Here is a 13,010-nt window from a genome sequence, read left to right as displayed (position 1 = left end):
ATGAAGCCCCCCTCAAGATGAGATTTCCCATAGCGTAAGCTAGTAAGATCCCTGAAAGATGATCAGGTTGATAGGTTCGAGGTGGAAGCATGGTGACATGTGGAGCTGACGAATACTAATAGATCGAGGACTTAACCATATAATATGAAGCAATGTTATCTAGTTTTGAAGGAATATGCCTTCAATAGTTTGGTGATGATGGCAGAGAGGTCACACCCGTTCCCATACCGAACACGGAAGTTAAGCTCTCTAGCGCCGATGGTAGTTGGGACCTTGTCCCTGTGAGAGTAGGACGTCGCCAAGCAAAAACCTAAGTCGTTTCGACTTAGGTTTTTTTGTGTTTATTTTTATTTACCGAATGTTATAATCCATAAATTTAATAACGCTAAAGACGAAAAAAGAATGAAATAGAGACTGTTTAAAATAATAGCAATGATTTTTTGTGTTCCGGATTTTCCTAATGCCGCTAAAGTAATACTTAAAATAGGACACATTATTTCTATCATAAGTATATATTTTAAATAATGAGATGCTATAAATAAGTATTAAATAATTACAACAATTACTGCGATAGAAAAAATAAATAGGATAATAGCGTAGTTCTTTCTTTCACGTTTATCCTCCTTAGAAATTAAATCGTTATAATAAAAGTTCTATTGATGTATAGAATACAAGATTGTACATATTGTGATTTAAAACATACTGAAGTACTATATAAATGATTATAAGTAAATAGATCTCTAGAAATATATATTCTAATTCCCTTTTCTTCTTGCATATAGTTGCAATTCTTCTTTTGAATATAACTAAAACACGAACGTTATTGACTACTAATAAAAAAACATTCGATTATTTATTGACATCGTTTATGAAATATTGTTAATATAGCCATAGAAACAATAATATAAGACCTCATATAATCGCGGGGATATGGCCTGCAAGTCTCTACCTAACGACCGTTATTCGTTAGACTATGAGGGAAAGTCACTCGGTATTTTTCTATTCACAAGGGATACGTATGCCTGAGTAGAGCGCTTTCTCTCATAGTAAAAGAGAAACTGTTCTATTTCAGGCTTTTTTTATTTGAATCGGGGGGATTCTAATATGAAATCACTAGTTGGAGTCATAATGGGAAGTACATCAGACTGGGAAACAATGAAATATGCTTGTGACATTTTAGATGAATTAAATATACCGTATGAGAAAAAAGTTGTATCCGCTCATCGGACTCCGGATTATATGTTTGAATATGCAGAGACGGCTCGTGAACGTGGATTGAAAGTTATTATTGCTGGAGCTGGTGGAGCAGCACATTTACCAGGAATGGTTGCAGCGAAGACAAATCTTCCTGTAATTGGAGTTCCAGTTCAATCAAAAGCATTAAACGGCTTAGATTCATTATTATCCATCGTCCAAATGCCAGGAGGTGTTCCAGTTGCAACTGTTGCAATTGGTAAAGCCGGTTCAACGAATGCTGGATTACTTGCTGCACAAATACTTGGATCATTTCATGATGATATACATGATGCATTAGAATTGAGACGAGAAGCGATTGAAAAAGATGTGCGTGAAGGTAGTGAGCTAGTATGACGAGAATCATTTTACCTGGAAAAACAATCGGCATTATTGGAGGCGGCCAGCTAGGAAGAATGATGGCATTGGCAGCCAAGGAGATGGGATATAAAATTGCTGTTTTAGATCCTACAAAGCATTCACCATGTGCACAAGTTGCTGATATTGAAATTGTTGCACCGTATGACGATTTAAAGGCAATTCAGCATTTAGCAGAGATAAGTGATGTTGTCACATATGAATTTGAGAATATTGATTATAGATGTTTACAATGGCTTGAAAAACATGCTTACTTGCCACAAGGTAGTCAGTTGTTAAATAAAACGCAAAATCGTTTTACAGAAAAGAATGCAATTGAGAAGGCTGGGTTACCAGTAGCAACGTATAGATTAGTTCAAAATCAAGATCAGCTTACAGAAGCAATTGCTGAGTTATCATTCCCTTCCGTCTTAAAAACGACGACAGGTGGATATGATGGGAAAGGGCAAGTTGTTTTAAGAAGTGAGGCTGATGTTGAGACAGCAAGAGATCTTGTGGATAAAGCAGAGTGTATTTTAGAGAAATGGGTGCCTTTTGAAAAAGAAGTATCCGTTATTGTGATTCGTAGTGTAAGTGGTGAAACGAAAGTATTTCCGGTAGCGGAAAACATTCATGTAAATAACATTTTGCATGAATCTATCGTTCCAGCTCGTATTACAGAAGAGCTTTCTCAAAAAGCAATTGCTTATGCAAAGGTACTTGCGGATGAATTAAAACTTGTGGGAACACTAGCTGTAGAGATGTTTGCTACAGCTAATGGTGAGATTTACATTAATGAATTAGCACCAAGACCTCACAATTCAGGACACTATACACAGGATGCATGTGAAACGAGCCAATTTGGTCAACATATTCGAGCAATCTGTAATTTACCTCTAGGAGAAACAAATTTGTTAAAACCAGTTGTCATGGTAAACATTTTAGGCGAACATATAGAAGGGGTCCTAAGACAAGTGAATAGATTAACCGGGTGCTATTTACACTTGTATGGAAAAGAAGAAGCAAAAGCACAGCGAAAAATGGGGCATGTTAATATTTTAAATGATAATATTGAAGTCGCTCTAGAAAAAGCGAAGAGTTTGCATATTTGGGACCATCAAGAACAACTGTTGGAGGGAAAAAGATGATTAGTCGTTATACACGCCCTGAAATGGGTGCGATTTGGACGGAAGAGAACAAATTTAAAGCGTGGTTAGAAGTTGAGATTTTAGCTTGTGAAGCATGGGCTGAGCTTGGCGATATTCCAAAAGAAGATGTTAAGAAAATTCGTGAGCATGCATCATTTGATATTGATCGTATTTATGAAATTGAAAAAGAAACACGTCATGACGTAGTTGCATTCACTCGTGCTGTATCCGAAACGCCAGCACTAGGCGAAGAACGTAAATGGGTTCATTACGGTTTAACATCTACAGACGTAGTAGATACAGCGTTATCTTACATTTTAAAACAAGCGAATGAAATCATATTAAAAGACTTAGAAAACTTTGTAAGCATTTTAGCTAACAAAGCGAAAGAGCATAAATACACAATCATGATGGGAAGAACACATGGTGTTCATGCAGAACCAACAACATTTGGTTTAAAACTTGGTCTTTGGTATGAAGAAATGAAACGTAACGTAGAGCGTTTCAAACAAGCTGCTGATACAGTTCGTGTTGGTAAACTATCTGGTGCGGTTGGTACATATGCAAATATCGATCCATTCGTAGAAAAATATGTTTGTGAAAACTTAGGATTAGAAGCAGCACCAATTTCAACACAAACATTGCAACGTGATCGTCACGCACACTACATGTCAACACTTGCACTAATTGCAACATCTATCGAAAAGATGGCAGTTGAGATTCGTGGTTTACAAAAGAGTGAAACACGTGAAGTTGAAGAAGCTTTCGCAAAAGGTCAAAAAGGTTCTTCTGCAATGCCACATAAACGTAATCCAATTGGTTCTGAAAATATGACTGGTTTAGCTCGTGTTATCCGCGGTTATATGATGACAGCTTACGAAAATGTTCCATTATGGCATGAGCGTGACATTTCTCATTCTTCGGCAGAACGCGTAATTTTACCAGATGCTACAATCGCATTAAATTACATGTTAAATCGCTTTGGTAATATCGTTAAAAACTTAACTGTATACCCAGAGAATATGAAACGCAATATGACAAGAACATACGGCTTAATTTATTCTCAGCGCGTAATGCTTACACTAATCGACAAAGGTATGGTACGTGAAGAAGCTTATGATATCGTACAGCCTAAAGCGATGGAAGCTTGGGAAACACAAGTACAATTTAAAGAGCTTGTAGAAGCTGATGAGCGTATTACAAGTAAGTTAACACAAGAAGAAATTAATGAATGCTTCAACTATGAGCATCATATGCAACACGTTGATACAATCTTTGAACGCCTTGGATTAAACGAAGCGTAAAATTTCATATGGCACAGAATAGAGTCATTCTGTGCCATTCTTTATAAAAACATTATTCACATTTTTCAAACTACAGGGGGCTTGCGAAATGCAAAAGCTAGAATTGCTGTATGAAGGTAAGGCAAAAAGAATTTATCGTACAGAATCAGCAGATATGGTTTGGGTAGAGTACAAAGATAGTGCGACTGCTTTCAATGGGGAGAAAAAAGAGACGATTACAGGAAAAGGTCGTTTGAACAATGAAATTACAACTTTATTGTTCAGAAAGTTACAAGAAGTGGGAATTAAAACACATTTTGTTGAGAAGTTATCTGAAACAGAACAACTTGTTAAAAAAGTGAGTATTATTCCTTTAGAAGTTGTCACAAGAAATGTAATTGCAGGAAGTCTTTCAAAACGATTAGGAATGGAAGAGGGAACTGTACTTGCAGAACCAATCGTAGAATTTTACTTCAAAGATGATGATTTAGGAGATCCGCTTGTAACGGAAGATCATATTCGTGTATTAAACGTTGCATCACCAGAGCAAGTAAGTGTATTACGAGATATGGCTCTACAAATCAATCAAGTGTTGATTGATCATTTCGCAAGCTGTCGTGTAAGATTAGTAGATTTCAAATTAGAGTTTGGTGTAACGGAAGAAGGAGAAATCATTTTAGCGGATGAAATTTCACCGGATACTTGCCGTTTATGGGATGAAACGAGCAATGAAAAGTTTGATAAAGACGTATTCCGTCGCGATCTTGGAAATTTAACAGATGCTTATGAAGAGATTTTAAAACGTTTAGGGGGAATTTCACATGTATAAAGTTAAGGTATATGTAACATTAAGAGAAAGCGTATTAGATCCACAAGGAACAGCAGTAAAAGGAGCACTTCATAGTCTTTCATTCACAGAAGTACAAGATGTTCGAATCGGAAAGTACATGGAACTAACAATTGATAAATCTGTATCTGATTTAGATAGCAAGGTAAAGGAAATGTGTGAAAAACTATTAGCGAACGTTGTAATGGAAGACTTCCGTTATGAAGTTGAGGAGGTTGTCGCACAGTGAAATTTGCCGTAATAGTATTTCCGGGTTCGAACTGTGATGTCGATATGTTCCATGCAATTAAAGATGAGCTTGGCGAAGAAGTAGATTACGTTTGGCACGATACAGAGAATCTAGATGAATATGATGCAATTCTACTACCAGGTGGATTTTCTTATGGTGACTACTTACGCTGCGGTGCTATCTCTCGCTTTGCTAATGCAATGAAAGCAGTGCAAAAAGCTGCTGAGCAAGGAAAGCCGATTTTAGGTGTATGTAATGGATTCCAGATTCTTGTTGAATCAGGATTACTACCAGGAGCGTTAATGAGAAACGAAAACTTAAAATTTATGTGTCGCACTGTTCAGTTGCGTGTTGAAAATAATGAAACGATGTTTACATCACAATATGGAAAAGATGAAGTAATTAATATTCCAATCGCGCATGGTGAGGGGAATTACTATTGTGATGAAGCGACGCTTAAACAATTAGAAGAGAACAATCAAATCGCATTCCGTTACGTAGAAAACCCTAACGGTAGCGTTTCAGATATTGCTGGTATTGTAAATGAAAAAGGAAATGTACTTGGTATGATGCCACACCCAGAGCGTGCTGTAGATGAATTACTTGGCGGTGCTGAAGGGTTAAAAGTCTTTCAATCTATCTTAAAACAGTGGAGGGAAACATATGTCGTTAATGCTTGAACCAAATCCAACACAAATTAAAGAAGAGCGTATATATGCGGAAATGGGGCTAACAGACGAAGAGTTTGCCATGGTTGAAAAGATTTTAGGTCGTCTGCCAAATTATACAGAAACAGGGTTATTCTCTGTAATGTGGTCTGAACATTGTAGTTATAAAAATTCGAAACCAGTTCTTCGTAAGTTTCCAACTACAGGTGAGCGCGTTCTGCAAGGACCTGGAGAAGGTGCTGGAATTGTAGATATCGGTGATAATCAAGCAGTTGTATTTAAAATGGAAAGTCATAACCATCCTTCAGCTATTGAACCATATCAAGGAGCTGCAACAGGTGTTGGTGGTATTATTCGTGACGTATTCTCTATGGGAGCACGCCCGGTAGCTCTATTAAACTCACTTCGTTTCGGTGAATTACAGTCACCACGTGTGAAATATTTATTCGAAGAAGTAGTAGCAGGAATTGCAGGATACGGTAACTGCATCGGTATTCCGACTGTTGGCGGCGAAGTACAATTTGATCCATGTTATGAAGGAAATCCACTTGTAAATGCAATGTGCGTAGGTTTGATTAACCACGAAGACATTAAAAAAGGGCAAGCGCACGGTGCTGGTAACACAGTAATGTACGTAGGAGCATCAACTGGTCGTGACGGTATTCACGGTGCAACATTCGCGTCGGAAGAACTATCTGAAAGCTCAGAAGCGAAACGTCCAGCGGTTCAAGTAGGGGATCCATTTATGGAAAAACTTCTTATTGAAGCGTGTTTAGAATTAATTCAATCCGATGCACTTGTTGGAATTCAAGATATGGGTGCGGCTGGTTTAACATCATCATCTGCAGAAATGGCAAGTAAAGCAGGAATGGGTATTGAAATGTACTTAGATGATGTACCACAGCGTGAAACAGGAATGACACCATATGAAATGATGCTATCTGAATCACAAGAGCGTATGTTAATTGTCGTGAAAAAAGGTAGAGAACAAGAAATAGTAGATTTATTTGAGAAGTATGGTCTTGCAGCGGTTACGATGGGGAAAGTAACAGAAGATAAAATGCTTCGTTTATTCCATAAAGGTGAAAAGGTAGCTGAAGTTCCAGCAGATGCTTTAGCAGAAGAAGCACCAATTTATCATAAGCCATCAAAAGAAGCAGCATACTTTGCTGAATTCCAAGCAATGAAAATGGAAACGCCAAAAGTAGAAAATTATAAAGAAACGTTATTCGCTTTATTACAGCAACCAACAATTGCAAGTAAAGAGTGGGTATACGATCAATACGATTACCAAGTTCGCACAAGCACAGTTGTTACGCCAGGTTCAGATGCTGCAGTTGTACGTGTACGCGGTACAGAAAAAGGATTAGCAATGACGACAGATTGTAACTCTCGCTACATTTATCTAGACCCAGAGATGGGCGGTAAAATTGCAGTAGCAGAGGCAGCGCGTAATATCGTATGTTCTGGCGGAGAGCCACTTGCAATTACAGATTGCTTAAACTTCGGGAACCCAGAAAAACCAGAAATCTTCTGGCAGATTGAGAAATCAGTAGACGGTATGAGTGAAGCTTGTCGCACATTACAAACACCAGTTATCGGCGGAAACGTATCGATGTATAACGAGCGTAGTGGTGAAGCTGTATATCCAACACCAACTGTTGGGATGGTCGGACTTGTGCATGACTTAAAACATGTAACAACACAAGAGTTTAAGCAAGCTGGTGATTTAGTGTATGTAATTGGTGAGACGAAAGCTGAGTTTGGCGGAAGTGAATTACAGAAAATGATTCACGGCAAAATTTTCGGTCAATCACCAAGTATCGATTTAGATGTAGAATTAAAACGCCAAAAACAAGTATTAGAAGCAATTCAAGCTGGTCTTGTTCAATCTGCACATGATGTTGCTGAAGGTGGTTTAGCAGTTGCGATTTCAGAAAGTGCAATTGGTGCTAAAGGCTTAGGTGCTACTGTGAAATTAGATGGAGAAGCAACAGCAGCATTATTCGCTGAATCACAGTCTCGTTTCGTGATAACTGTAAAACGTGAAAATAAAGAGGCGTTTGAGAAAGTGGTAGAAGCAATCCAAGTTGGAGAAGTAACAAGTACAAATGAAGTAACAATTCATAATGAAGAAAATGAAGTATTACTTACAGCAAATGTAGATGAAATGAGAAAGGCTTGGAAAGGGGCAATCCCATGCTTGCTGAAATAAAGGGGTTAAACGAAGAATGTGGCGTTTTCGGAATTTGGGGGCATGAAAATGCAGCACAAGTTTCATACTACGGATTGCACAGTTTACAGCACCGTGGGCAAGAAGGCGCAGGCATTGTCGTAAATAATGGGGAAAAAATCATCGGTCACAAGGGGTTAGGTTTAATATCAGAAGTGTTTTCAAGAGGTGAGCTAGAAGGATTAAATGGAAAATCAGCAATCGGACATGTACGATATGCAACAGCTGGTGGAAGTGAAGTTGCTAACGTTCAACCATTGTTGTTCCGTTTTTCCGATCATAGTATGGCGTTAGCTCATAACGGAAATTTAATTAATGCAAAAATGCTTCGTCGTGAATTAGAAGCAGAGGGCAGTATTTTTCAAACTAGTTCAGATACAGAAGTACTTTTACATCTTATTAAACGTAGTACGAAAGATTCTTTAATTGAAAGTGTAAAAGAGGCTTTAAATAAAGTGAAAGGTGCGTTTGCGTATCTTTTACTAACTGGAAATGAAATGATCGTTGCATTAGATCCGAATGGGTTCCGTCCGCTTTCAATTGGAAAGATGGGGGATGCTTACGTTGTAGCGTCAGAAACATGTGCTTTTGATGTAGTAGGTGCAACATACATTCGCGATGTAGAACCGGGTGAATTACTTGTCATTAATGATGAAGGAATTCACGTAGATCGTTTCACAAATGATGTAGAACATGCAATTTGTAGTATGGAATACATTTACTTTGCACGACCAGATTCTAATATTGCAGGCGTTAATGTTCATGCAGCACGTAAGAATATGGGGAAACGTTTAGCGGCAGAAGCTCCTATTGAGGCAGATGTTGTTACTGGTGTACCAGACTCTAGTATTTCAGCTGCGATTGGCTATGCGGAGGCGACAGGTATTCCATATGAGTTAGGATTAATTAAAAATCGTTACGTTGGACGTACGTTTATTCAACCTTCTCAAGAACTGCGCGAGCAAGGGGTTAAGATGAAGCTTTCCGCAGTAAGAGGTGTAGTTGAAGGGAAACGAGTTGTTATGATTGATGACTCTATCGTAAGAGGAACGACAAGTAAACGAATTGTTCGTATGCTTCGTGAAGCTGGAGCGACAGAAGTTCACGTAAGAATCGCTTCACCACCTCTTAAGTATCCATGTTTCTATGGCATTGATATTCAAACGAGAAAAGAATTAATTGCAGCAAATAATACAGTAGAAGAAATCCGTGAAATGATCGGAGCAGATTCTTTAACATTTTTAAGCGAAGATGGATTAGTAGATGCAATTGGGCGTCCATATGAAGGGAAATATGGCGGTCTATGTATGGCTTACTTTAATGGGGACTATCCAACAGCTCTTTATGATTATGAGCAAGAGCTTTTAGAAAGTATGAAATAAGAAAAGTGAAAAAAGCTTCTACTTCTTTTGATGTAGAAGCTAGCTCCTTTCTTAAAATAGCCCGCCCTGGATGGGGAGAAATTAAAAGACGAGGTGTAAATAACGATGGCGAATGCATATAAGCAAGCAGGAGTAGATATTGAAGCTGGATATGAAGCGGTATCTCGCATGAAAAAACACGTACAAACAACTATGAGAAAAGAAGTACTAGGCGGTTTAGGCGGTTTTGGAGGTATGTTTGATCTATCAAAATTTGCATTAGAAGAACCTGTATTAGTATCTGGAACAGATGGCGTGGGAACGAAATTGATGCTCGCTTTTATGGCAGATAAACATGACACAATTGGTATTGATGCAGTAGCAATGTGTGTAAATGATATTGTTGTCCAAGGAGCAGAGCCGCTTTTCTTCCTTGATTATATTGCTTGTGGTAAAGCTGAACCTAGTAAAATTGAAAACATCGTCAAAGGTATATCAGAGGGCTGTCGCCAAGCTGGTTGTGCATTAATCGGTGGAGAAACAGCTGAAATGCCAGGAATGTATTCTACGGAAGAATATGATTTAGCTGGTTTTACAGTTGGGATTGTTGATAAAAAGAAAATTGTAACAGGTGAAAAAATTGAAGCTGGTCACGTGTTAATTGGCTTAGCATCTAGCGGTATTCATAGCAATGGTTACTCTTTAGTACGAAAAGTGTTACTAGAAGATGGAGAACTAGCTTTAGAGCGTATTTATGGTCGCTTAGAACTACCTCTTGGTGAAGAATTATTAAAACCAACGAAAATTTATGTCAAACCTATTTTAGAACTATTGAAGAAACATGAAGTATACGGTATGGCGCATATTACAGGTGGCGGATTTATTGAAAATATTCCACGCATGTTGCCAGAAGGAATCGGTGCTGAGATTGAACTAGGATCTTGGAAAATTCAGCCGATATTTAGTTTACTTCAAGAAGTTGGAAAACTGGAAGAGAAAGACATGTTCAATATTTTTAACATGGGTATTGGTATGGTAGTGGCAGTAAAGGAAGAAGATGCAAAAGATGTTGTTCGTCTTCTTGAAGAACAAGGAGAAACGGCTCGTATTATTGGACGTACTATACAAGGAGCTGGTGTTACTTTTAATGGGGGCACAGCACTATGAGTAGATTAGCGGTTTTTGCTTCTGGAAGCGGATCTAACTTTCAATCTCTCGTTAATGCGGTAGAAGAAAAAAGATTGGATGCAGAAATTAGTTTATTAGTATGTGATAAACCAGAAGCACGCGCTGTTGGACGGGCAAATTATCATCATATTCCGTGTTTCGCTTTTTCAGCGAAAGCATATGAGTCCAAAGAAGCGTTTGAAAAAGAGATATTAAAGAAGCTAGAAGAATATGAAATTGATTATATTCTTTTAGCTGGATATATGCGTTTAATTGGGCCGACGTTACTAGAAGCATACAGCGGAAAGATTATTAATATTCATCCATCATTACTACCGAGCTTTCCGGGTAAAGATGCTGTCGGTCAAGCGTTAGAAGCAGGTGTGAAAGTAACTGGAGTAACAATTCATTATGTAGATGCAGGTATGGATACAGGGCCAATTATTGCGCAAGAAGCAGTGGTTGTTTCTGAAGGGGATACGAGAGAAAGCTTACAAAAGAAAATTCAACAAGTTGAACATAAATTATACGTAAATACAGTGAATCAAATTGTTCAGTCTGTGAAAGAAGCAACTGTTAACTAACATACAACCAGGGGTGAAGGATAAATGAAAAAGCGTGCATTAGTAAGTGTTTCAGATAAAACAGGAGTAGTAGAATTTGTTAAAGGGTTACTAGAGCAAGGGATTGAAGTTATTTCAACAGGTGGTACGAAAAAGTTACTAGAAGAAAACGGCTTACAAGTAATTGGTATTTCTGAAGTAACTGGTTTCCCTGAAATTATGGATGGTCGTGTGAAAACTTTACATCCAAATATTCATGGTGGTCTATTAGCAGTTCGTGATAATGAAACACATGTAGCGCAAATGAATGAATTAGGTATTCAAGCAATTGATTTTGTTGTTGTTAACTTATACCCATTTAAAGAAACAATCGCTAAGCCTGATGTAACATTTGCTGATGCAATTGAAAATATTGATATCGGTGGCCCGACAATGATTCGCTCTGCTGCGAAAAATCATAAATTCGTATCTGTAATTGTAGATCCAGTAGATTATGATATTGTGTTAGCAGAACTGAAAGAGAACGATGAAGTAGCAGAGGAAACGAAACGTAAACTAGCAGCGAAAGTATTCCGTCATACAGCAGCGTATGATGCGTTAATTTCTAACTACTTAACAGAGCAAATGGGTGAAGAAAGTTCAGAAACATTAACTGTGACATTTGAGAAAAAGCAAGACTTACGTTATGGCGAGAACCCACATCAAAAAGCAACTTTCTATAAAGCGCCATTCGCAGCAACTTCTTCTGTTGCATACGCAGAACAATTACACGGTAAAGAATTATCGTATAACAATATTAATGATGCAGACGCAGCGCTTAGCATCGTAAAAGAATTTACAGAACCAGCAGTAGTAGCGGTAAAACATATGAATCCATGTGGTGTTGGAGTAGGAACTGATATTCACGAAGCATATACTCGTGCTTATGAAGCAGATCCAATATCAATCTTCGGCGGTATTATTGCAGCAAATCGTGAAATTGATAAAGCTACAGCAGAAAAGTTACATGAAATTTTCTTAGAAATTGTTATCGCACCTTCGTTCTCACAAGAAGCTTTAGAAGTATTGCAAAGTAAGAAAAACTTACGTCTACTAACTGTAAATATTGAAAAAGCGACAAGTGCAAGCAAAAAACTAACTTCTGTACAAGGTGGGCTTCTCGTTCAAGAGGAAGATACGTTATCATTAGATGAAAGTACAATTTCAATTCCAACGAAACGTGAACCTTCAGAGCAAGAATGGAAAGATTTAAAACTAGCTTGGAAAGTTGTAAAGCATGTGAAATCAAATGCAATTGTTTTAGCGAAAGATGATATGACAATTGGTGTCGGTGCGGGACAGATGAACCGTGTAGGTTCTGCAAAAATCGCAATTACACAAGCTGGTGAAAAAGCACAAGGTAGCGCACTTGCATCTGATGCTTTCTTCCCAATGCCAGATACATTAGAAGAAGCAGCAAAAGCAGGAATTACAGCAATCATTCAACCGGGCGGATCAATCCGTGATGAAGATTCTATTAAAGTGGCGGATACGTATGGGATTGCTATGGTGTTCACTGGCGTACGTCATTTCAAACACTAATAGAGGATGTTTAAAAGGTCCGGTCGAGATAACCTTCGCAAGTCGTCGTTGCAATGCCAGTGCGGTACTCATGTAGGAAAGCTACACTCCGTGTCCTCCTGGCAAATGCGCCTAGACCAGCTCGGTTCTCTTGATCCTCCTTTTAAACTTTTATTGATATGGATGTTTAAAATGTCCGGTCGAGATAACCTTCGCAAGTCGTCGTTGCAATGCCAGTGCGGTACTCATGTAGGAAAGCTACACTCCGTGTCCTCCTGGCAAATGCGCCTAGACCAGCTCGGTTCTCTTGATCCTCCTTTTAAACTTTTATTGATATGAAAAAGCAAACTAGGAGCATAGC

11 protein-coding genes, 2 rRNA genes, 1 pseudogene and 1 riboswitch are annotated in these 13,010 nt (G+C 38.2%); of the genes and pseudogenes, 13 read left to right on the top strand and 1 reads right to left on the bottom strand.

Going from position 1 to position 13,010, the window contains the following annotated elements:
* Positions 1-139: ribosomal RNA gene (locus C4S65_RS18440) — 23S ribosomal RNA — on the top strand; the annotation flags it as partial.
* A gap of 49 nt (positions 140-188) precedes the next feature.
* Positions 189-304, top strand: a 5S ribosomal RNA gene (gene rrf / locus C4S65_RS18435).
* Positions 305-347: 43 nt separating this feature from the next.
* Here rrf and C4S65_RS35690 read toward each other — a convergent pair.
* Positions 348-613, bottom strand: a pseudogene (locus C4S65_RS35690) (hypothetical protein).
* A 279-nt stretch (positions 614-892) separates the two neighbouring features.
* A riboswitch (purine riboswitch) is annotated at positions 893-994 on the top strand.
* 110 nt (positions 995-1,104) lie between these two features.
* Here C4S65_RS35690 and purE point away from each other — a divergent pair.
* From purE to purH, 11 genes are all read left to right on the top strand, one after another.
* Positions 1,105-1,590, top strand: a complete 486-nt coding sequence (gene purE, locus C4S65_RS18430; RefSeq protein WP_000839367.1) for a 5-(carboxyamino)imidazole ribonucleotide mutase — start codon at positions 1,105-1,107, stop codon at positions 1,588-1,590.
* Positions 1,587-2,738, top strand: coding sequence for a 5-(carboxyamino)imidazole ribonucleotide synthase (gene purK, locus C4S65_RS18425; protein WP_000196767.1), 1,152 nt, complete (start codon positions 1,587-1,589; stop codon positions 2,736-2,738). The genes purE and purK overlap by 4 nt, the downstream gene beginning before the upstream one ends.
* Positions 2,735-4,042, top strand: a complete 1,308-nt coding sequence (gene purB / locus C4S65_RS18420; protein WP_000625682.1) for an adenylosuccinate lyase — start codon at positions 2,735-2,737, stop codon at positions 4,040-4,042. The genes purK and purB overlap by 4 nt, the downstream gene beginning before the upstream one ends.
* A gap of 88 nt (positions 4,043-4,130) precedes the next feature.
* Positions 4,131-4,850, top strand: a complete 720-nt coding sequence (gene purC / locus C4S65_RS18415) for a phosphoribosylaminoimidazolesuccinocarboxamide synthase (RefSeq protein WP_001170544.1) — start codon at positions 4,131-4,133, stop codon at positions 4,848-4,850.
* On the top strand, positions 4,843-5,097 hold the full coding sequence (gene purS, locus C4S65_RS18410) for a phosphoribosylformylglycinamidine synthase subunit PurS (RefSeq protein WP_000278823.1): 255 nt from the start codon (positions 4,843-4,845) through the stop codon (positions 5,095-5,097). The genes purC and purS overlap by 8 nt, the downstream gene beginning before the upstream one ends.
* Positions 5,094-5,777, top strand: a complete 684-nt coding sequence (gene purQ, locus C4S65_RS18405; protein ID WP_000666787.1) for a phosphoribosylformylglycinamidine synthase subunit PurQ — start codon at positions 5,094-5,096, stop codon at positions 5,775-5,777. Before purS ends, purQ begins: the two co-directional genes overlap by 4 nt.
* Positions 5,761-7,980: a phosphoribosylformylglycinamidine synthase II gene (gene purL, locus C4S65_RS18400; RefSeq protein WP_000055564.1), complete on the top strand. Its 2,220-nt coding sequence runs from the start codon at positions 5,761-5,763 to the stop codon at positions 7,978-7,980. The genes purQ and purL overlap by 17 nt, the downstream gene beginning before the upstream one ends.
* Positions 7,965-9,380, top strand: a complete 1,416-nt coding sequence (purF, locus tag C4S65_RS18395) for an amidophosphoribosyltransferase (protein ID WP_061666171.1) — start codon at positions 7,965-7,967, stop codon at positions 9,378-9,380. Before purL ends, purF begins: the two co-directional genes overlap by 16 nt.
* Before the next feature lie 105 nt (positions 9,381-9,485).
* Entirely contained in the window at positions 9,486-10,526 is a 1,041-nt protein-coding gene (gene purM / locus C4S65_RS18390) for a phosphoribosylformylglycinamidine cyclo-ligase (RefSeq protein WP_061666172.1), read from the top strand.
* On the top strand, positions 10,523-11,110 hold the full coding sequence (gene purN, locus C4S65_RS18385) for a phosphoribosylglycinamide formyltransferase (protein WP_061666173.1): 588 nt from the start codon (positions 10,523-10,525) through the stop codon (positions 11,108-11,110). Before purM ends, purN begins: the two co-directional genes overlap by 4 nt.
* A 24-nt stretch (positions 11,111-11,134) precedes the next feature.
* The gene (gene purH, locus C4S65_RS18380; protein ID WP_061666174.1) at positions 11,135-12,670 is read left to right on the top strand and encodes a bifunctional phosphoribosylaminoimidazolecarboxamide formyltransferase/IMP cyclohydrolase; all 1,536 of its coding nucleotides are present in this window, start codon (positions 11,135-11,137) and stop codon (positions 12,668-12,670) included.
* Positions 12,671-13,010 lie beyond the last annotated feature (340 nt).

The organism is Bacillus sp. ok061 (genome assembly GCF_900108285.1).
GTDB classification, from domain to species: domain Bacteria; phylum Bacillota; class Bacilli; order Bacillales; family Bacillaceae_G; genus Bacillus_A; species Bacillus_A thuringiensis_S.
This window is presented reverse-complemented; position numbering and strand designations above follow the sequence as displayed.

What these genes read in the sequence shown, in the direction of transcription:
- purB (WP_000625682.1), top strand. Translation starts at nt 2,735, where the DNA reads ATGATTAGTCGTTATACACGCCCTGAAATGGGTGCGATTTGGACGGAA.
- purF (WP_061666171.1), top strand. Translation starts at nt 7,965, where the DNA reads ATGCTTGCTGAAATAAAGGGGTTAAACGAAGAATGTGGCGTTTTCGGA.
- purL (WP_000055564.1), top strand. Translation starts at nt 5,761, where the DNA reads ATGTCGTTAATGCTTGAACCAAATCCAACACAAATTAAAGAAGAGCGT.
- purC (WP_001170544.1), top strand. Translation starts at nt 4,131, where the DNA reads ATGCAAAAGCTAGAATTGCTGTATGAAGGTAAGGCAAAAAGAATTTAT.
- purS (WP_000278823.1), top strand. Translation starts at nt 4,843, where the DNA reads ATGTATAAAGTTAAGGTATATGTAACATTAAGAGAAAGCGTATTAGAT.
- purK (WP_000196767.1), top strand. Translation starts at nt 1,587, where the DNA reads ATGACGAGAATCATTTTACCTGGAAAAACAATCGGCATTATTGGAGGC.
- purE (WP_000839367.1), top strand. Translation starts at nt 1,105, where the DNA reads ATGAAATCACTAGTTGGAGTCATAATGGGAAGTACATCAGACTGGGAA.
- purH (WP_061666174.1), top strand. Translation starts at nt 11,135, where the DNA reads ATGAAAAAGCGTGCATTAGTAAGTGTTTCAGATAAAACAGGAGTAGTA.
- purN (WP_061666173.1), top strand. Translation starts at nt 10,523, where the DNA reads ATGAGTAGATTAGCGGTTTTTGCTTCTGGAAGCGGATCTAACTTTCAA.
- purM (WP_061666172.1), top strand. Translation starts at nt 9,486, where the DNA reads ATGGCGAATGCATATAAGCAAGCAGGAGTAGATATTGAAGCTGGATAT.